This is a genomic window from Streptomyces sp. NPDC049040, assembly GCF_043197715.1.
GTDB lineage: Bacteria > Actinomycetota > Actinomycetes > Streptomycetales > Streptomycetaceae > Actinacidiphila.
Genome location: NZ_JBICTO010000002.1, coordinates 494,360 through 513,438, shown reverse-complemented (window position 1 = coordinate 513,438; position 19,079 = coordinate 494,360). Strand labels below are relative to the sequence as shown.

General features: G+C 73.6%; 19 protein-coding genes. 7 read left to right on the top strand and 12 right to left on the bottom strand.

Annotated features, from left to right (window positions below; genetic code table 11):
* Positions 1-11 precede the first annotated feature (11 nt).
* Positions 12-362: a hypothetical protein gene (locus ACGFMP_RS07170; RefSeq protein ID WP_393670843.1), complete on the bottom strand. Its 351-nt coding sequence runs from the start codon at positions 360-362 to the stop codon at positions 12-14.
* A gap of 198 nt (positions 363-560) precedes the next feature.
* On the opposite strand from ACGFMP_RS07170, the gene ACGFMP_RS07165 reads away from it, so the two are divergent.
* Both ACGFMP_RS07165 and ACGFMP_RS07160 read left to right on the top strand, forming a co-directional pair.
* Positions 561-800: a CopG family transcriptional regulator gene (locus tag ACGFMP_RS07165; protein WP_393670842.1), complete on the top strand. Its 240-nt coding sequence runs from the start codon at positions 561-563 to the stop codon at positions 798-800.
* The gene (locus ACGFMP_RS07160; protein WP_393670841.1) at positions 797-1,231 is read left to right on the top strand and encodes a PIN domain-containing protein; all 435 of its coding nucleotides are present in this window, start codon (positions 797-799) and stop codon (positions 1,229-1,231) included. The genes ACGFMP_RS07165 and ACGFMP_RS07160 overlap by 4 nt, the downstream gene beginning before the upstream one ends.
* A 72-nt stretch (positions 1,232-1,303) precedes the next feature.
* Here the strand turns inward: ACGFMP_RS07160 and ACGFMP_RS07155 are convergent, their stop codons facing one another.
* The 7 genes from ACGFMP_RS07155 to ACGFMP_RS07125 form a co-directional block, all read right to left on the bottom strand.
* A complete protein-coding gene (locus tag ACGFMP_RS07155; RefSeq protein ID WP_393670840.1) occupies positions 1,304-2,560 on the bottom strand; it encodes a sigma-70 family RNA polymerase sigma factor in 1,257 nt (418 codons plus the stop codon).
* Between the two features lie 114 nt (positions 2,561-2,674).
* A complete protein-coding gene (locus ACGFMP_RS07150; RefSeq protein ID WP_393670839.1) occupies positions 2,675-2,824 on the bottom strand; it encodes a hypothetical protein in 150 nt (49 codons plus the stop codon).
* Positions 2,825-2,970: 146 nt separating this feature from the next.
* Complete coding sequence (gene dnaG, locus ACGFMP_RS07145; RefSeq protein WP_393670837.1) at positions 2,971-4,902, bottom strand: DNA primase; 1,932 nt, start codon at positions 4,900-4,902, stop codon at positions 2,971-2,973.
* A gap of 38 nt (positions 4,903-4,940) precedes the next feature.
* On the bottom strand, positions 4,941-5,411 hold the full coding sequence (locus ACGFMP_RS07140; protein WP_393670835.1) for a GNAT family N-acetyltransferase: 471 nt from the start codon (positions 5,409-5,411) through the stop codon (positions 4,941-4,943).
* 18 nt (positions 5,412-5,429) lie between these two features.
* Positions 5,430-6,692 (bottom strand): NAD(P)/FAD-dependent oxidoreductase, encoded by a 1,263-nt coding sequence (locus ACGFMP_RS07135; protein ID WP_393670834.1) that lies wholly within the window; start codon positions 6,690-6,692, stop codon positions 5,430-5,432.
* 271 nt (positions 6,693-6,963) lie between these two features.
* The gene (locus tag ACGFMP_RS07130) at positions 6,964-8,268 is read right to left on the bottom strand and encodes a deoxyguanosinetriphosphate triphosphohydrolase (protein WP_393670832.1); all 1,305 of its coding nucleotides are present in this window, start codon (positions 8,266-8,268) and stop codon (positions 6,964-6,966) included.
* A 55-nt stretch (positions 8,269-8,323) separates the two neighbouring features.
* On the bottom strand, positions 8,324-9,130 hold the full coding sequence (locus ACGFMP_RS07125) for a sirohydrochlorin chelatase (protein ID WP_393670831.1): 807 nt from the start codon (positions 9,128-9,130) through the stop codon (positions 8,324-8,326).
* 277 nt (positions 9,131-9,407) lie between these two features.
* Between ACGFMP_RS07125 and ACGFMP_RS07120 the strand changes: the two genes are divergently transcribed.
* The 3 genes from ACGFMP_RS07120 (at position 9,408) to ACGFMP_RS07110 (ending at position 11,977) form a co-directional block, all read left to right on the top strand.
* A complete protein-coding gene (locus tag ACGFMP_RS07120) occupies positions 9,408-10,076 on the top strand; it encodes a vancomycin high temperature exclusion protein (RefSeq protein WP_393670829.1) in 669 nt (222 codons plus the stop codon).
* Positions 10,077-10,859: 783 nt separating this feature from the next.
* The gene (locus tag ACGFMP_RS07115) at positions 10,860-11,483 is read left to right on the top strand and encodes a GntR family transcriptional regulator (protein WP_393670827.1); all 624 of its coding nucleotides are present in this window, start codon (positions 10,860-10,862) and stop codon (positions 11,481-11,483) included.
* A 14-nt stretch (positions 11,484-11,497) separates the two neighbouring features.
* On the top strand, positions 11,498-11,977 hold the full coding sequence (locus ACGFMP_RS07110) for an OsmC family protein (RefSeq protein WP_393670825.1): 480 nt from the start codon (positions 11,498-11,500) through the stop codon (positions 11,975-11,977).
* Between the two features lie 13 nt (positions 11,978-11,990).
* On the opposite strand, the gene ACGFMP_RS07105 is transcribed toward ACGFMP_RS07110, so the two are convergent.
* The gene (locus ACGFMP_RS07105) at positions 11,991-12,911 is read right to left on the bottom strand and encodes a GlxA family transcriptional regulator (RefSeq protein ID WP_393670823.1); all 921 of its coding nucleotides are present in this window, start codon (positions 12,909-12,911) and stop codon (positions 11,991-11,993) included.
* A complete protein-coding gene (locus tag ACGFMP_RS07100) occupies positions 12,908-13,504 on the bottom strand; it encodes a cysteine hydrolase family protein (RefSeq protein ID WP_393670822.1) in 597 nt (198 codons plus the stop codon). Before ACGFMP_RS07100 ends, ACGFMP_RS07105 begins: the two co-directional genes overlap by 4 nt.
* Positions 13,505-13,711: 207 nt before the next feature.
* Between ACGFMP_RS07100 and nirB the strand changes: the two genes are divergently transcribed.
* Complete coding sequence (gene nirB, locus ACGFMP_RS07095) at positions 13,712-16,306, top strand: nitrite reductase large subunit NirB (RefSeq protein WP_393670821.1); 2,595 nt, start codon at positions 13,712-13,714, stop codon at positions 16,304-16,306.
* The gene (nirD, locus tag ACGFMP_RS07090) at positions 16,303-16,689 is read left to right on the top strand and encodes a nitrite reductase small subunit NirD (protein WP_393670819.1); all 387 of its coding nucleotides are present in this window, start codon (positions 16,303-16,305) and stop codon (positions 16,687-16,689) included. Before nirB ends, nirD begins: the two co-directional genes overlap by 4 nt.
* 20 nt (positions 16,690-16,709) lie before the next feature.
* Here the strand turns inward: nirD and ACGFMP_RS07085 are convergent, their stop codons facing one another.
* Positions 16,710-17,819, bottom strand: a complete 1,110-nt coding sequence (locus ACGFMP_RS07085) for an endo-1,4-beta-xylanase (protein WP_393670818.1) — start codon at positions 17,817-17,819, stop codon at positions 16,710-16,712.
* Between the two features lie 120 nt (positions 17,820-17,939).
* Positions 17,940-19,040 carry a LacI family DNA-binding transcriptional regulator gene (locus ACGFMP_RS07080; RefSeq protein WP_393670817.1) on the bottom strand — a complete coding sequence of 367 codons (1,101 nt, stop codon included), beginning with the start codon at positions 19,038-19,040 and terminating at the stop codon, positions 17,940-17,942.
* Between the last annotated feature and the right edge of the window lie 39 nt (positions 19,041-19,079).

The following is a 19,079-nucleotide window of genomic DNA, read 5'->3' as shown; positions in this document are numbered from 1 at the left end:
CGCGATCCGGATCAGTGGTCGCGGCGGGGCTTGAGGCCGGGCTGGGACGACGAAACCGCCGCCCAGCCCCCGCCGCCGGACTCCTCGCCGCTCTCGTCGTGCGTGGTCACGTCCCAGCCGATGCCGGTGGACGAGCGGGCGGCCCGCACGACGTGGTCGCCCTCGCCGAGACCGGTGATGCCCGGCATCAGCGCGCGGGCGGCGTCGGACAGTTCGTGCGGGTCGCCCTCGGCGAGGACGAACCCGCCGCCCATGGAGGGGACGTGGGCCACCAGGGTGCCGCCGACGACCTCGATGGCGGTGATGCGCTCGGCGGGGATCAGAGTGCCGCCGTGGGCGCTCTCGATGCGGACGCTGTTCATGGTGGCTTTCCCTTCGGTCGGCCCCCGGGCGGGAGGGCACCTGCCTCACAGGACGCGGGCTTCCACGGCGTCTCGTACGTCATCGCCGGCATCGGCGTCCTGGTGCTCCTGACGACGGTCCTCGACCGCCGCATCCCGGCCCGCGCGGGCAGCCGGTAGGTCCCTTGGTGACTGTTATGGCGGAGGTACCATAACCACATGGCTCTGAAGAAGACCACAGTGATGGTCGAGGAGGAGGACCTCCTCGCGATCAAGCGGGCCGCCGAGCGGGACGGGCGCCCGGAGGCGGAGTACTTCCGCGAGGCCTTCCACATCGCGGCACTCAGGAGCCGTCGCTGGGACGAGGAGTGGGACATCCCCGAACTCGACTTCGGTGGCCCGGTCTCGGACGACGACATCGCGTCGGCCGTCATCGAGTCGGTCGTGGACGAGCGTTGATCGTCATCGGTGACACCTCCGGGCTCGTCGCCGCCCTGAACGTATCCGACCCGGAGCACTCGGCAGCCCGCAAGGCGCTGCTCCAGGCGTCGGCCACCGTGGTCTCGCCGCTGGTCGTGCTGGAGATCGACCACATCACGACCCGGAACGTCAACCGCAAGGCCGCCTATGCGGTCAACGACTGGCTCCTCAAGCAGGAACGCACTCTGCGGGTCGTCATCCCCGAGGTCACCGCGGATCTGCTGCGCAAGGCCAGGGGGGTGCAGGACCGGTACGGATCGCTCGGTCTCGACCTGACCGACGCGGTCAACGTCGCTCTTGGCGAAGCCTACGAAACCGCGTCGGTGCTCACCTTGGACCGCCGGGATTTCCGGGCGGTTCGCCCGCTCACCGGCCATCAGGCGTTCAGGCTGCTGCCCGACGACCTGTGACCTGCACTCGTACGGAAATGGCAGGAGCCGTGACGGGACTTCAGGTCGGGTCGGCTCCGCCCCCGGGGCGGGCTATTCGAGGTAGCCGCGGAGCTGGTCGGCGAAGGCGTGGTCGCGGAGTTTGCCGAGGGTCTTGGATTCGATCTGGCGGATGCGTTCGCGGGTGACGCCGAAGAGGCGGCCGATCTCCTCGAGGGTGCGGGGGCGGCCGTCGGCGAGGCCGTAGCGGAGCTGGACGACCTTGCGTTCGCGCTCGCCCAGCGTGGACAGGACCGCTTCGAGGTGTTCGCGCAGCAGCATGAAGGCGGCGGACTCGACAGGGGAGGCGGCGTCGCCGTCCTCGATGAGGTCGCCGAGCGACACGTCGTCCTCCTCGCCGACGGGGGCGTGCAGGGAGACGGGTTCCTGGGCGAGGCGGAGGACTTCGCAGACGCGTTCCGGGGTGATGTCGAGCTGGGCGGCGACCTCTTCCGCGCTGGGTTCGTAGCCGCGTTCCTGGAGCAGCCGGCGCTGGACGCGGATGACGCGGTTGATCAGCTCGACGACGTGGACCGGGACGCGGATCGTCCGGGCCTGGTCGGCCAGCGCCCGGGACATGGCCTGGCGGATCCACCAGGTGGCGTAGGTGGAGAACTTGTAGCCGCGGGCGTAGTCGAACTTCTCGACCGCCCTGATCAGCCCGAGGTTGCCCTCCTGGACCAGGTCGAGCATGGTCAGGCCGCGTCCGACGTAACGTTTCGCCACCGACACGACCAGGCGCAGGTTCGCCTCGATGAGGCGCCGCTTGGCCATGCGGCCCTGCACGACGACGCAGTCGAGGTCGACCGCGAGCTGCGAGTCGAGGTCGGGGAAGGCGGTCAGCCTCTCCTCGGCGAACAGCCCAGCCTCGACCTGCCGGGCGAGCTCCACCTCCTGCTCGGCGGTGAGCAGCGGGATACGGCCGATCTCGCGCAGATACTGCCGGAAGAGGTCGGCGGAGGGTCCTGTCGGGTCGGCGCGCGGCCGGCGCCGTACCGCCGGTTCTGCCGCGAACGGGTCGGCCTCCGCCGGGTCGGGCTCGAAGGGCGCCGCCTCGTCGGGGCCGCCGCCGAGCGGCGGTTCCGACTCCGCCCGCTGCTCCGGCACCCGGGCATGGCCTGCGGCTTCGGTGTCCAGGGCGACGGGTGCGAGGACCGGGCGGCCGGACGGCACCGGGACCACTACCGGGATCTGCCCCTGCGTTGGGGTTTGCGTCTGCACGGAAGCGACCTCCGCGGTGAGCGCGACATTGGGCTCTGAGAGGGCTCGGAGAAGGCTCGGAAGGAGCCAAGGCGGGCTCTGGGCCGTCACCCAGTGTGGCCCACGCAGGGCCGATGCCACGAGGGTCGTGCGGCTGCTTTTTCGTTTTTCGTTACGCTTCGCGTTCGCCCCGACACGCTCACCCCAGGGCATCCCACCCGGCGTCTACAGGGCGCGTGGAACCGATGTCAGGGCGGCGACGGCGAGACCGGCCGCCACCCACGGGTGGCCGGTGACGCCGGCGAAGACCGCGACAGGGACCAGCATCACCAGGGAGACGCGGGTCAGGACCCGGGCCCACTGATTACTCGACATGACGATCGCACCCATCCCGCAGCGCTCGCCGTTCCGGAGGCAGGACTGCCGGCGGACACCCCCGGCGTGAAGAGCGGCCGGCGTCAGTCTGGCACCCGCGGTGGGGCCGGTGCCGACGAACGGGGAACTCCCCCGCACCGGGCGGCCTACAGCGCCGCCGCGCCCTGCTCGCGGAGCCGCTGGCCGTACTGCTGGAGCGCCCACAGCTCGCCGAGCGCCGCCGTCACCTCGGGTGCGTCCGGCGGGACTCCCTGGGCGGTCAGCCGGGCCTGGGTGGCGTGCACCTGGGCGACCCGGCGCTCGACTGCCAGCATCCGGACCCGGACCAGCACCTCGCCCGCGTAGAACTCCGGCGCCTTGTGCATCACGGGCTCGACCGCGAGTTCGGTCACCATCATCCGCACGGTGTCGTCGGGCGCGGCCTCGCGCACCCGGACCAGGAACTCCGCGTCGGCCATCTCCACCCCGCCGACCGCGGCGATCACCCGGCGCACCTCCACGTAGGGCGGCCCGGTGAACTCGTCCTCGCCGTAGGCGTCGAAGGCCGGGGAGACCAGCGCCGGATACTGGAGTGCCAGCTTCAGCAGCTCGCGCTCCACCCGGTGGGCCGGGCTGCGCAGGTCCAGGCGGGGCCCGCGCGGCGCGTTCTGCTGCGGGGTGTCGCCGGGGCGGCGCTCGGTCCTCGCGTCCGGTCGCCTGGCGTAGTCGGGGCGGCCCGCGGTGCTGCCGCCGCCCGCCGCACGGGCGCGGGCCATCGCCCGCACCCGGCGGATCATCGACTGCTCCTCGGCCTGGCTGCCGATGCCCGCCATGCCGACCAGCCGGATCGCGTAACGGTCCCGCAGCGCCTGGTTCTTGATCGCCGCGACCACGGGGACGGCCGCGTCGACGGCCGCGACCCGGCCCTCGTCGGTGTCCAGGTTGTAGCGCGACACGATGGAGCGCAGCGCGAACGCGAACAGCGGGGTGCGCCCGTCGATCAGCCGCTGCACCGCCGCGTCGCCCTCGGCGAGCCGCAGTTCGCAGGGGTCCATGCCGCCCGGGGTCACCGCGATCGACGTCTCGGCGGCGAACTTCTGGTCGTCCTCGAACGCCCGCAGCGCCGCCTTCTGCCCGGCCTCGTCACCGTCGAAGGTGAAGACCACCTCGGAGGTGGCGTTGTCCATCAGCAGGCGGCGCAGGATCTTGATGTGGTCGCCGCCGAAGGAGGTGCCGCAGGTCGCGATGGCGGTGGTGACGCCGGCCAGATGGCAGGCCATCACATCGGTGTAGCCCTCCACGACGACCGCGCGCCCGGTCCTGGCGATCTCCTTCTTGGCCAGGTCGATGCCGTACAGCACCTGGGACTTGCGGTAGAGCGGGGTCTCCGAGGTGTTCAGGTACTTCGGCCCCTGGTCGTCCTCGCGCAGCTTGCGGGCGCCGAAGCCGATCACCTCGCCGGTGATGTCCCTGATCGGCCAGATCAGCCGGCCGCGGAAGCGGTCGATGGCCCCGCCGCGGCGGCTCTCCAGCGCGAGCCCCGCGGTGATCAGCTCCTTGTCGGAGAAGCCCTTGCCGCGCAGGAACCGCACCAGGTGGTCCCATCCTGCGGGCGAGTAACCGACCCCGAAATGCTCGGCGGCGGCCTGGTCGAAGCCGCGGGCGGCCAGGAACTTCCGCCCGATCTCGGCCTCGGCGCCGCCCAGTTGCTCCACGAAGAAGGCGGCGGCGGCCCGGTGCGCCTCGACCAGCCGGATCCGCTCGCCCTGCTGGCGGCCGGGGACGTGGCCGCCCTCCTCGTACCGCAGGGTGATCCCGGCCTGGCCGGCGAGCCGCTCGACGGCCTCGGTGAAGGACAGGTGGTCGACCTTCATCACGAAGGCCAGGGTGTCGCCGCCCTCGCCGCAGCCGAAGCAGTGGAAGAGGCCCTTGGAGGGGCTGACCTGGAAGGACGGGGACTTCTCGTCGTGGAAGGGGCACAGGCCCTTGAGGTTGCCGCCGCCCGCGTTCTTGAGCTGGAGGTATTCGGAGACGACGGCGTCGATCGGGACGGCGTCCCGTACCGCCTTCACGTCGTCGTCCCTGATCCTGCCTGCCACCCGTGAAGTCTACGGCTCGGCTCGGACAGCTTCCGACGTCACGGTCGGGTGCGGTCGGCCCGGTCCAGGTCCTTGGTGACGAAGACGTAGTGCGGGCCGCTCGGCTCGATGACGAATTCCTCGCCGCTGACGGTGAAACCCAGGTGCCGGTAGAAGCCGGTGGCCGAGGTGCGGCCGTTGCACCAGGCCAGCGCGGCGCCGCGGGCCGCGCACTCGCGCAGCCCCGCGGTGAGCGCGGCGGCGCCGAAGCCCTCGCCCCGCACCTCGGGCGCGCTGCCCATGCCACGGAAGCGGTACGCGGGCGCGGCCTCGCCGGGGAGGGCGTCAGGGAAGAAGGTGGCGCAGCCCTGGACGGTGCCGGACTCGTCGTAGGCGGCGATGTGGAAGGTCTCCGGCCGGGCGTCCTCCGGGTACACGGCCGTCTCCCGCGGCAGCCCGGTCCGCAGCACCGCCCACCGCAGGGCGAATATCTCCTCGACGGGTACGACGGCGGTGCGCGAAACGGGCATGTCGGGTGTCCTTCCTGGTCAGTCCAGGAACGAGGTTAGCGGGACCGAGGGGTCGGACAGCGCGTCGGGGTCGAGGCTGCGGCCGGAGCGGATCAGCTGCTGGATCGGCTCCGTGACGTCCCAGACGTTGACGTTCATCCCGGCGAGCACCCGGCCCTCGTGCAGCCAGAAGGCGATGAACTCCCGCTTTCCGACGTCGCCGCGGCACACCACCTGGTCGTAGGAGCCGGGAACGGCGTGCCCCGAGTACTCCATGCCCAGGTCGTACTGGTCGGAGAAGAAGTACGGGATCCGGTCGTAGGAGACCTGGCGGCCGAGCATGGCGCGGGCGGCCGCGGGGCCGCTGTTCAGGGCGGTGGCCCAGTGCTCGACCCGCAGCCTGCCCCCGAGCAGCGGGTGCTCGGCGTTGGCGACGTCGCCGGCCGCGAAGATGTGCGGGTCCGAGGTGCGCAGGCCAGCGTCCACCGCGATGCCGTCGCCCTCCTCCCGCGGGACCAGCGTCAGCCCCGCGACCTCGGCCAGCGCGGTGCGCGGGGCCGCGCCGATCGCGGCCAGCACGTCGTGCGCCGGGTGCTCCTGGCCGTCGTCGGTGAGGGCGGCCAGCACCATGCCGTCCTGGCCGGTGATCTCGGTCAGCTTCGCGCCGAAGTGGAAGCGGACGCCGTGCTCGGCGTGCAGGTCGGTGAAGACGGCGCCCAGCTCGGGCCCCAGCACCTTGTACAGCGGCGTCGGGTCCGGTGCCACGATCGTCACCTCTGCGCCGTAGCCGCGGGCCGCGGCGGCCACCTCCAGGCCGATCCAGCCCGCCCCTGCGATCACCAGGTGGCCGTTCTCGCGGCCGAGGCTCTTCAGCACGTGCTTGAGCCGGTCCGCGTGCGCGAGGCGCCGCAGGTGGTGCACCCCGGCCAGGTCGGTGCCCGGGATGTCGAGCCGGCGCGGCTCGGAACCGGTCGCGAGCAGCAGCTTGTCGTAGATCAGGGTGGAGCCGTCGCCGAGGGTGATCGTGCGGGTGTCCTTGTCCAGGTGCACCACGGGCTGCCCGAGGTGCAGCTCGACGTCGTGCTCCGCGTACCAGCCGGGTTCCTGCACGAAGGCGGAGTCGCGTTCCGCACTGCCCGTCAGATACCCCTTGGACAGCGGGGGCCGTTCGTACGGGTGGTCGCGTTCGTCGCCGATCAGTATCACCCGGCCGGTGAAACCCTCGGAGCGTAGGGTCTCCGCGGCCTTCGCCCCGGCGAGCCCCGCTCCGACGATCACGAAGGTCTGGTGTGCGTCCACCACTGTGCGCCTCCCCTGCCGGTCGTTCCTTATACGCGAGCGTCCCTTACGGCGGGGCCGTCGGGAAGGGCGCCGCGCCGTACGAATATGCCGGACGCCTCCTCCGGCACCCGCCGGTGGCTCTCATCGCGTCCAAGCGGGCGGCCCGGCGGACGCCCCGCCGGCACCCCGCGGAGGGTGCTCCGCACGGCACTCCTGACGCCGCTTCGGGCTTCCCCGGGCCCACCCGGCTCCCCCGGCTCCCCCGGCCTCCCCGGGCTTCCCAGCGCGGCGGTCAGCGGGTCAGGCGGGCGTGCAGCCCCGTCGCCGCGGCGTCGGTCAGCGATGCGATCTGGTCGACGATGGCGCGGCGCCGCCCGCGGTCGTCGTCCGCCGCGGCGAAGATCACCGCGAACTGCGGGTCGAGCCCCGCGGGCGCCCGGGCGAGCAGCGCGGCGGCCAGTTCCGCGATGACGACGCGCTGCTCGGCGCGGCGCCGGGCCTGCGCGGCCCGCTGCATGACGTAGCAGTCGGCGACGGCCTTGAGGACCGCGCACTCGAGCCGCTGCTCGCGCGGCACGACGAGTTCCGCCCCGTAGCGGGTGAGCCGGGCGGTGCCGTACCGCTCACGGGTGGCCCCCTCGGCGGCGAGGCAGAAGCGGCCGATGAGCTGGGAGGCCGCGTCCTTGAGGCGCGCCTGGTCGAGGGCGGTGCCGTCGTAGTGGCCCGGCCACCACGGCTGGGCGAGCAGCCGGTCAAGCGCGGCGGCGAGTTCCGCGGGGCCTGTGCCGTCCGGGGCGTAACGGGCGGCGGCGCACGCGAAGACCTCGCCGCGCTCCGCGCCCGACGTCAGCGCGCGGGGGTCGATGTGGCCGGCCTGCAGGCCGTCCTCGACGTCGTGCACGGAGTAGGCCACGTCGTCCGACCAGTCCATGACCTGCGCCTCGAAGCACTTCCGGCCCTCCGGCGCGTCCTGCCGCGCCCAGTGGAAGACGGGCAGGTCGTCCTCGTAGACGCCGAACTTGGGGCTGCCGGGCGCGCCCGGGTCGCCGCCGCGCGGCCACGGGTACTTCGTCGCGGCGTCCAGCGCCGCCCGGGTGAGGTTGAGGCCGACGCTGACGTCCCCCTCGGCGAACCGCTTGGGCTCGATCCTGGTGAGCAGCCGCAGGCTCTGCGCGTTGCCCTCGAAACCGCCGCAGTCCGCCGCGAACTCGGCCAGCACCATCTCGCCGTTGTGCCCGAAGGGCGGGTGGCCGAGGTCGTGCGCCAGGCACGCCGTCTCCACCAGATCCGGGTCGCAGCCAAGGGCCGCGCCCAGTTCGCGGCCGACCTGCGCGCATTCGAGCGAGTGCGTCAGCCGGGTGCGCGGGCTGGTGTCGGGCACGGCGGCGTCGCTGACACCGGGATCGACGACCTGGGTCTTGCCCGCCAGGCGGCGCAACGCCGCGGAGTGCAGCACCCGCGCCCGGTCGCGCTGGAAAGCCGTACGCCCCGGCCTCTTGTCCGGCTCGGGGACGTAGCGGTCGGTGTCGGCAGCCCCATAGGGGCCGTAGCGCTCGTAAGGCCCCAACCGCAGGTCGTCCCTGTCCTCGCTGTCCATACGCCCGACGGTAGCGGGCGCCACCGACGGCGGGGCGGGCGCGCCCTGCCGCCGGTCAGCCGGCCCGGGCCAGCAGGGCGGGCGTCCTGAGCGCGCGGGCGGCCTCGTCGTAGCGGTGCAGGACGAGCCGGGCCATCGCCTCGTGCGCCCCCAGCGGGGCCGCCGCGATCCAGGGCGCCGCGGCGGACGTCTGGGTGGCGAACCGGCCCGGAGCGGTGAAGTACGAGGCGACCGCGATCCGGCGGCGGTCGATGCCGCGCGCGGCCAGCGCGTCGACCGCGTCCGCCACGGTGGGCGCCGCGGCCGACGCGTAGGCGGGCAGCACCGGTACGCCCAGGCGGGCGGCCAGCAGATCGGCGGTACGGCCGGTGTCGACGGCGGAGTCCGGGTCGCGGGACCCGGCGGCGGCCAGCACCACGGCCTCGCCCGCGGGTGCCGTGTCCGCGCCGCCCCTGGCGCCGGGACGCGCTCCGCCGGGCCAGCCCGCGGCGAGCAGGCGGGCGTGCAGCACATCGGCGAGCAGCGGGTGTGGGCCCAGCGGTGCGGCCACCGTGCCCCGCAGCCAGGGCGCCGCGGCCAGCGCCCCGGGCAGGTCGTGCTTCACGTGGTGGCCGCGGCCCAGCAGCAGCGGCACCAGGACTGCCTCGCCGCGGCCCCGGCCGCCGCGCAGCCCGGCCAGGGTGTCGGCGAGCAGCGGCTCGTCCAGCTCGACATGGCCGAGGCGTACGTCGACGCCGGGGCGCGCCGCGCTGACCCGTTCGAGCAGCGCGCGGACCGCGGGCAGTGCCCGCGGGTCGCGGCTGCCGTGCGCGACGGCCACCAGGGTCGGGCGGAAGTGGCCGCGTACCGGTGAAGACGTCATACCTCGATGGTGCGGGATCGGCGTTGCCACGCCGTTGCACGAAGGTCACGGATCTTTGCCCCGGCATCACACGCCGGGCGTGGCGGCGGTGAGGTCGCCTGCGGCGGCGGGCGTGGGGCGCCCGCGGGGACGCTGCCCTCGCGGTCGGCGGTACGGCTGCCGGCCGTGGGGCGGGCGGGGTCGGCGGTACGGCTGCCGGCCGTGGGGCGGGCGGGGCCGCAACCGCGGGCACGCTCGGGCGCGTCGATCATCGTGACGAGGACGAGGGGGGTACGGCATGCGCCGACCGCGGTTGCCACGGACCCGCACGGAGTGGCGGCGCACCGTCCAGGTGATCGCAGCGCTCTGCACGGTGGCGCTGCTGCCCGCAGTCTGGGTGCAGATCGCCGGCGGCGGGCGGGTGCGGACCCTGGCCGACGTCCCGGCGGAACCCGTCGGCGTCGTCTTCGGCGCCGGTCTCACCGGCGGGCGGCCGACACCGTACCTGGCGCACCGCCTCGACGCGGCGGCCGAGCTCTACCGGGCGGGGAAGGTGCGGGTGCTCCTCGTCACCGGCGACAACAGCCGCACGACGTACGACGAGCCCGGCGCGATGCGGACGTATCTCGTGGCGCACGGGGTGCCCTCCCGGCAGATCGTGATCGACGACGCCGGTTTCGACACCTGGGACTCGTGCAGTCGCGCGAAGCGCGTGTTCGGGGTGCGGCAGGCGATTCTGGTCAGCCAGGGCTTCCACATACGGCGGGCCGTCGCCCTGTGCGAAGCCGCCGGGCTGGACGTGTACGGCGTCGGCGTCGACGAGCCGCACGACGTGACCTGGTACGCCGGGGGCGCCCGCGAGGTGCTTGCCGCGGGCAAGGCGGCGGTGGACGCCGCGGTGCACCCCCCGCCGCGGTTCCTGGGGCCCCGCGATCCCCACGTAGGCGCTGCGCTGGCTTCTCGGTGACGGGGCGGCTCGCTCCGGGGTCTTTCGGCTGACCCGTCGCCGTGGGGGGCGTCTCCCCCCAGAGGGTGCCCCTCCCGGTCGGCCATCGGCTGCCGCGGCGTCGTGGCTGGGCGCGCAGTTCCCCGCGCCCCCAGGGTGAGAGCCCCTTGCCGGCGACGGTCGACTGCTGCGGCGTCGTGGCTCCTCGCGCAGTTCCCCGCGCCCCCAGAGGGTGCCCCTCCCGGACGGCCACCGGCTGCCGCGGCGTCGTGGCTGGGCGCGCAGTTCCCCGCGCCCCCAGGGTGAGTGCCCCTTGCCGTCGACGATCGGCTGCCACGGCATCGTGGCTGGGCGCGCAGTTCCCCGCGCCCCCAGGGTGAGTGCCCCTTGCCGTCGACGCGCCCCCGAGGGGGTGCCCCTTGCCGTCGACGGTCGACTGCTGCGGCGTCGTGGCTCCTCGCGCAGTTCGCCGCGCCCCCCAGGGGGTGCCCCTCCCGGACGGCCACCGGCTGCCACGGCGTCGTGGCTGGGCGCGCAGTTCCCCGCGCCCCCGGGGTGAGTGCCCCTTGCCGTCGACGGTCGACTGCCACGGCGTCGTGGCTCCTCGCGCAGTTCGCCGCGCCCCCCAGGGGGTGCCCCTCCCGGACGGCCACCGGCTGCCGCGACGTCGTGGCTGGGCGCGCAGTTCCCCGCGCCCCTGAGGGGTGCCCCGGGGTCAGGGTGCGGCTCTTCTTGGCGACGCGGGCCAGGGTGGCCGCATCGGGGGCGGGTTGGTATGCACTGCATGCAATGTATGCTGACGGAGTGCAGCAGACGGATGTGGCGCATGCGCGCTTGCGGGAGCTGATCGTGGGGGGTGCTTACGCGCCCGGGGAGCGGTTGACGGAGACGGAGGTCGCCGGGGTGCTGGCGATGAGCCGGACGCCGGTGAGGGAAGCCCTCAGGAGCCTCGTCGCGGACGGCCTGGTGCGGAGCGCGGACGGGCGCGGCGTCGTGGTGACGGGGCTGGACCCGGCCGCGCTGCGGGACACCTATCGCGTGCGGGCGGCGCTGGAGGCTCTGACGGCGGAGCTCGCCGCGGAGCGCCAGGCGGCGGGCCTGATCCCGCCGGCGGAGCTGGCCGCCCTCGCGGCGGACGCGGCCCTGACCGAGGAGGCCACCTCGGACGGCCGACTGGCCGAGGCCGTGGCGTACAACCGCCGCTTCCACACCCGCATCGCGGCCCTGGCCGCGAACGCCCCGGCGCAGGCCGCGCTGGACCGGCTCTGGGACCAGATCGTGGTCTCCACCCGCGCCTCGCTCGACCCACCGCACCGCCCGGCGCAGGTGAACGGCCAGCACCGCGAACTGCTGGCCGCGATCGCCGAGGGCCGGGCGGCGGACGCCGCCGCCGCCGCGCGGCAGCACGTACTCGACACCTGCGGCTGAAAGGACCCCTCCCCATGGCCTCCGCGAACACGCACAGCTACCGCACCGACCTGGTGTGGACCGGCAACCTCGGTTCCGGCACGAGCACTTACCGCTCCTACGAGCGCGCCCACGAGGTGTCCGCACCCGGCGTGCCGGTGCTGCTCGGCTCCTCCGACCCGACCTTCCGCGGTGACGCGACCCGCTGGAATCCCGAACTTCTGCTGCTCGCGGCGCTGTCGCAGTGTCACATGCTGGCGTACCTGCACCTGTGCGCGGTCAACGGCGTGACGGTGACCGGTTATACGGACCAGGCGGCCGGCACGATGACGCAGACCCCTGACGGCGGCGGCCACTTCACCGAGGCGGTGCTGCACCCGGTGGTCGAGGTCGCCGACGCGGCCATGGCGGAGAAGGCGGCCACGCTGCACACCGACGCGCACCGGACGTGCTTCATCGCCAATTCCGTCAACTTCCCCGTGCGGCACGAGCCGACGGTGACCGTCGCGCCGTAGCGCCGCCCCCGGTTCAGCCGGAGCCGACGACCGTACGCGCCCGCAGCCTGCGCAGCATCCTGGCGTCCTGGAAGCCCACCGCGCGTGCCGCGGCCTCCACCGTGGTGCCGTGGCCGATCAGGTGCTCGGCCCGTTCGATCCGCAACTCCTGCTGGTAGCGCAGCGGGGTGAGCCCGGTGGCGGCGGCGAAGCGGCGGGTGAGGGTGCGTTCGCTCAGGCCGGTCGCGGTGGCCAGGTCGGCGAGGGCGAGGCGGGCGTCGTAGCGGGCGTCGATGAGGTCCTGTGCGCGGTGGACCGCGTCACTGACGTGGGAGCGGTGCCGCAGCATCGCGCTGGCCTGCCGCTCGTCGCCGTTGCGGCGGGCGTAGACGACCATCTCCCGGGCGACGCGCGCGGCGGCGGCCGGCCCGTGGTCTGCGGCGACCAGGTGCAGCGCGAGGTCGATGCCGCTGGCGATGCCGGCGGAGGTGACGATCCGGCCGTCGACGACGTAGAGCACGTCGCGTACGACGTGGGCTCGCGGGTAGCGGCGGGCGAGTTCTTCCTGGACGTCGTGGTGGGTGGTGCAGCGGCGGCCGTCGAGCAGCCCTGCCCTGCCCAGCGCGTCGGCCCCGGCGCAGACGCTGGCGACTGTGCCGCCCGCGGTGTGGTGGGCGCGCAGCCAGTCGAGGGTGGCGGGGGCCAGGCGTCCGTTGTCGCGCAGGGTGTGCGAGCGCCAGCCCGGCACCACGACCAGGTCGTCGGCGGCGAGGGCGGGCAGCTCGGGCTCGGCGCGCATCATGACGCCCTGTGCGGTGGGTACGTCCTCCTGCTCGGCCACGTAGTGCAGCGTGTGGCCGAGGCCGTGGTCGGCCGCGGTCGAGAACACCTGGGCCGGCCCGGCGAGGTCGAGCAGGTGCAGCTGCGGGACGAGCAGGAAGACCACCCGGGTCACGATCCGGTCAGCTCCTTGACGGTGGTGACGGTGGCGAAGCGGCCCGCCAGCGCGTATTCGGTTCTGGCGACGATCTCTGCGGGCAGCAGCGTACGCGGGTCGGCGAGCACCTCCGCGAGCGGGCGGCCCGCGGGCGCGTCGCGGTGGGCGATGGGCTCGGTGGCGGTGGCGTCGCTGACGAAGGTCACCTCGTAGCCGAGGTCGGAGGCGAGCCTGGTGGTGGTCTCGACGCACTGCTCGGTGCGGATACCGCAGGTGATCAGGCCGCGGATGCCGCGCTCGGTGAGGAGCTGCTGGAGGTTCGTGGTGGTGAAGGCGTTGTGCGCGGTCTTGGTGAGCACGGGTTCGCCTGCCGCGGGGGTGAGCCCCTCGATGAGCCGCACGTGGCCGAGCGCCGGGTCGAAGACGGTGCCAGAGCCGGGCTCCGCGTGCAGCACCCACACCACCAGGTGGCCCTGCCGCCTGGCGTGGTCGACCAGGAGGCCGACCCTGCCTGCCACTTCGGGATCGGAGGCTGCCTGCCAGCTCTCCCGCTGCCGGAAGGACTCCTGGACGTCGATGACGAGGAGCGCGGTGTTCGTGGTCGCTGTCATACCGGAATCCTGGCTCGGTGTGCGGTGCTCCCACCAGGCACGATCATGCCCTGCTGCGGAACGATCCGGTCAGATGCCGGGGGGCGGTCTCACAGTCCTGCGCGTCCGGGGATGAGCGCACCGTTCCTTCCGGTTAATGGCAGGGATGCGGGTGGGAAACAGCCGCGGCCCAGGCTCATGGCAAGGCCGACGACGGAGGTTCCAAGCATGGCTGTCACCACGGCTGCGAGCCGCAACACCAGGGACAACACGATCGTGCTTGTCGGTCACGGGATGGTCGGGCAGCGCTTCCTCGAAGCCCTCGCCGACCGCGGGGTGACGGAGCACTCGCGGGTCGTCGTGCTCTGCGAGGAGCCCCGCCCGGCGTACGACCGGGTGCACCTGACCTCGTACTTCTCCGAGAACGCCAGCCCCGACGACCTGTCGATGGTCGAGGACGGCTTCATGGCGCGGCACGGCATCGAGCTGCACGTGGGCGACCCGGCGGTCGCCGTCGACCGCGCGACCCGTACGGTGACGGCCCGTTCCGGCCTGACGGTGGCCTACGACACCCTGGTGCTGGCCACCGGCTCATACCCGTTCGTACCGCCGGTGCCTGGCAAGGACGCGGCGGGCTGCTTCGTCTACCGCACCATCGAGGACCTGCTGGCGATCGAGGCGTACGCGCGGGACGTGACGAGCGGCGCGGTGGTCGGCGGCGGGCTGCTGGGCCTCGAGGCGGCCGGCGCGCTCAAGGGCCTCGGCCTCGACACGCACGTGGTGGAGTTCGCGCCCCGGCTGATGCCGGTGCAGGTCGACGAGGGCGGCGGGGCGGCACTGCGGCGCAGCGTCGAGGGCCTCGGCGTGAGCGTGCACACCGGTGTCGGCACCCAGGAGATCGTGGTGGGCGGCGACGGCCGGGTCAGCGGGATGGCGCTGTCGGACGGCTCGGTGCTGCCCACCGGGATGGTCGTCTTCTCGGCCGGTGTGCGGCCGCGGGACGACCTCGCGCGTGCCTGCGGGCTGCCGGTCGGCGAGCGCGGCGGCATCGTGGTCGACGAGCAGTGCCGTACCGGGGACGCGGCGGTCTTCGCGATCGGCGAGTGCGCGCTCGCCTCCGACGGCCGCGTGTACGGCCTGGTCGCGCCCGGCAACGAGATGGCCGAGACCGCGGCGAAGACCATCGCGGGCGACGCGGGCGCCTTCACCGGCGCCGACCTGTCCACCAAGCTGAAGCTGCTGGGCGTGGACGTGGCGAGCTTCGGCGACGCGCACGGCACCACCGACGGCTGCCTGGACGTGCGCTACTCCGACGCCCGCTCCGGGATCTACCGCAAGCTGGTGGTCGCCTCCGACGGCACACTGCTGGGCGGCATCCTGGTCGGCGACGTCGAATCGTACGGTGTGCTGCGGCCGTTGACGGGCTCGGTGCCGCCGGTGGCGCCCGAGCACCTGGTGCTGCCGGCCGGCGCGGGCGCCCCGGTCACCCTCGGCCCGACGGCGCTGCCCGACCAGGCGGTGATCTGCAGCTGCAACAACGTGACCAAGGGCGCGATCCGCGGCGCCGTCACCGACCACGGCTGCACCAGCGTGCCGGACGTGAAGAAGTGCACCAAGGCGGGTTCCAGCTGCGGCAGTTGCGTGAAGGTGCTGGGCCAGCTGGTGACCGCGGAGCTGGAGGCGAACGGCGTCGAGGTCGACAAGGGCCTGTGCCCGCACTTCGCGCAGACCAGGGCGGAGCTGTACGAGATCGTGCTCGCGCTGCGGATCCCGTCCTACCGCGAACTGCTCGACTCGCATGGCCGGGAGGGCGTCAGGGGCAGCGACGGCTGCGAGGTCTGCAAGCCGGCCGTCGCCTCGATCCTGGCCTCGCTGGCCCCCACGGTGGGCGCGAGCGTGCACGTACTGGACGGTGAGCAGGCCGCGTTGCAGGACACCAACGACCACTTCCTGGCCAACATGCAGAAGAACGGCTCCTATTCGATCGTGCCGCGCATCCCCGGCGGCGAGATCACCCCCGAGCGGCTGATCGTGATCGGCGAGGTCGCCCGCGACTTCGGCCTCTACACCAAGATCACCGGCGGCCAGCGCATCGACCTGTTCGGCGCCCGGGTGGAGCAGCTGCCGCTGATCTGGACCCGGCTGGTGGACGCCGGGTTCGAGTCGGGCCACGCCTACGGCAAGGCGCTGCGCACGGTGAAGTCCTGCGTGGGGCAGACCTGGTGCCGCTACGGCGTGCAGGACAGCGTCAAGATGGCGATCGACCTCGAGCTGCGCTACCGGGGGCTGCGCTCGCCGCACAAGCTCAAGTCGGCGGTCTCCGGCTGCGCGCGGGAGTGCGCGGAGGCGCAGAGCAAGGACTTCGGGGTGATCGCGACCGCCGGCGGCTGGAATCTCCACGTCGGCGGCAACGGCGGCGCCACCCCGCGGCACGCGGACCTGCTGGCCCAGGACCTCTCGGACGCCGAACTGGTCCGGCTCATCGACCGCTTCCTGATGTTCTACATCCGCACCGCCGAGCCGCTGGAGCGCACCAGCGTGTGGCTGCAGCGCATCCCCGGCGGCCTCGACCACATACGCGACGTCGTCGTCCACGACTCGCTCGGCATCTGCGACGAGCTGGAGGCCCTGATGGCCGCGCACGTCGCCGGCTACCGCGACGAGTGGGCCGACACCATCAACGACCCGGAGCGGCTGAGCCGTTTCGTGTCCTTCGTCAACGCGCCCGACACCCCCGACCCCACGGTCCGCTTCGTTCCCGAACGCGGCCAGATCAAGCCCGAGCCGATCCTGCTGGCCCTGACAGAAACGGTGACCGCATGACCGCCACGACCGACCTCACCTCCCCCGTACAGACCCCCGCGCTCAGCGGAACTGTCGAACTGCGCGCCGGCGACGACTGGTTGGCGGTGTGCAGGGCCGACGAGCTGCTGCCGGGCCGCGGGGTGGCCGCGCTGCTGCCCGACGGGCGGCAGGTCGCGCTCTTCCGCGACCGCGCAGGACGGCTCTACGCCATCGACAACATCGACCCCTTCACCGGGGCGGGTGTGCTCTGCCACGGGCTGCTCGGCTCCGCGGAGGGCCGCACCTACGTCGCCTCGCCGCTGCTCAAGCAGCGCTTCGACCTGGCCGACGGGCGCTGCCTCGACGACGACTCCGTGGCGGTGGCCAGCCACCCGGTGCGGATGGGGCCGCGGCAGCCCTGAGGGCGGGGCCGCGGGCCGGGTCAGCCCCGGTCGCCGTGCAGGGCGGCCCACATCGCGTCGTAGGCCGGTTTGGGCCGGTAGGAGGCGTCGTACGGGGTGGCCGCGCCCTGGCCGGGGAAGGCGTCGGGCACCCAGGATGTCGCGTCGCTCAGGCCCCACACCGCGATGCCCCGGCAGCGGCTGACGGCCAGGCAGTCCTCCACGACGGCCCGGTAGTCGTCGGCCTGCCGCCGCAGCGCGGCCGCGTCGGGCGGGGTCGGCATCCGTACGTCGAGTTCGGTGACGGCCACGTCCAGGCCGAGGTCGGCGAAGCGCTGCATGGTCGCGCGGAAGGTGGCGGGCACCCGGCCGAGGGCGAAGTGCGCCTGGAAGCCGACCCCGTCGATCGGCACACCCTGCTTCTTGAGCGAGGCCACCAGCTCGTACATGGCGTCGCTCTTGGGCCCCGCGCCCTCGATGCCGTAGTCGTTGACGTAGAGCTTGGCGGCCGGGTCGGCGGCGTGCGCGGCGGTGAAGGCGTCGGCGATGTAGGAGGCGCCGAGCTGCCGGTACCACAGGCCGGCACGGAAGCTGCCGTCGTCGTCGAGCGGTTCGTTGACGACGTCCCAGGCGGCGATCTCGCCCTTGTAGTGGGTGACTTCGTCCGTGACGTGCCGGAGCATGACGTCGCGCAGCCCGTCGGCGTCGAAGTCGCCCGTGGTCAGCCATTCGGGCAGCTGGCTGTGCCAGACCAGGTTGTGGCCGCGGACCTGCATGCCGTGCGCCTTCGCGAAGGCGACGACCGCGTCGCCCGGCGCCCAGTCGTAGCGGCCGCGCTCGGGCTCGACCCGCTCCCACTTCATCTCGTTCTCCGGGGTGACCGAGTCGAACTGGGCGGCCGCGATCCTCCCCGGGATGCCGCCGAGCCGGCCGGCCGCCATGGCGGTGCCCACGTGGACGCCCCTGGCCGCCGCCAGGTCGCGCAGCGGGGCGCCTGAGGCCGCCGGGTGGCCGCCCGCGGACCCCGCGGCCGAGGCCGTCGCCGGGCGGCCGCCGCCGGACGGCCTGGTGGCAAGCAGCACCGCGGTGGCGGCCAGCAGCGCCACGGCCGAACCTCCCGCGACGATTCCCAGCGTTCGCTTCGAGACCATGGGGCCGGCACCTCTCTGCACGGGGACGGGGTCCTGCGGCGCCCCGGCGGGCGCCTTCGCGGACCGGGAGGGCACCGAATGTTTCGGCCACCATCCCGATCTGCGCGACGGCACGGCCTGTCAGGCGTCCTCGGCCGCGGCACTCTCCGCTGGCGAACCCTCGGCCGCTCCGGCCGGCGGCGCGGTGCTGCTGCGCTCGACCAGCCGCGTCGCCAGGTCCACCCGCAGCGTGCTGGGCTCCCGGCCGCGGCTCAGGTCGAGCACCAGCCGGGCCGCCGCCTCCGCCATCTCCGTCAGCGGCTGGCGAACGGTGGTCAGCGGCGGGCTGATCCAGGTGGCGAGCGGCAGGTCGTCGAAGCCGACGACGCTCAGGTCGCGCGGAATCGACAGGCCCAGCTCGCGGGCCGCCTCGTACAGGCCGAGCGCCTGGAGGTCGTTGCCGGTGAAGACGGCGGTGGGCGGGTGGGGCCTGCGCAGCAGCTCCAGGCCCGCCGCGTAGCCGGCCTCGTGGTGGAAGTTGCCCGAGACCACCAGGTCGGGGTCGTAGCGCACCCCCGCGGTCTCCAGCGCGGCACGGTAGCCGTCGATCCTGGCCCGGCTGCACATCATCCCGGCCGGGCCGCCGAGCACGCCGATCCTGGTGTGCCCCAGGTCAAGCAGGTGGCGGGTGGCCGCGAGGCCGCCCTGCCAGTTGGTCGCGCCGATCGCCGGGACGTCCTCGCCGGGGTCGCCTGCCGGGTCCAGCACCACGAACGGTATGTCGCGGCTGATCAGCTGCGCCCGCTGCGCCGGGTCGAGTCCTGACAGCACCAGGATGACGCCGGTCGGCCGCCGGGCGAGCACCCCGTCCACCCAGGTCTGCCCCGGGCTGAGCCGGCCCGCGGACTCCGACAGCACCACGCTCAGGCCCTCCTGCCCGGCCACCCGCTCGACACCCCTGATCACCTCCATCGCCCAGGAGCTCTCCAGCTCGTGGAAGACCAGGTCGAGCAGCGGTGCGGGCTGCATGCTGCCGCGGCGGCGCTGGTAGCCGTGCCGGCGCAGCAGGTCCTCCACCCGGCTGCGGGTGGCGGGGGCCACGTCACCGCGGCCGTTGAGCACTTTCGAAACAGTCGGAGCCGAGACCCCGGCGGCCCGGGCGATCTCGGCGAGCGTCGCCGTGCCCTCGCCGGTGGTTCCCGACTGGTCATCGTGCGAAGGCTGGGGAATCGTGGCACTCATGTCAGCGATCGTAGCCCGGCCGGGTGAGGTCCGTCCGCG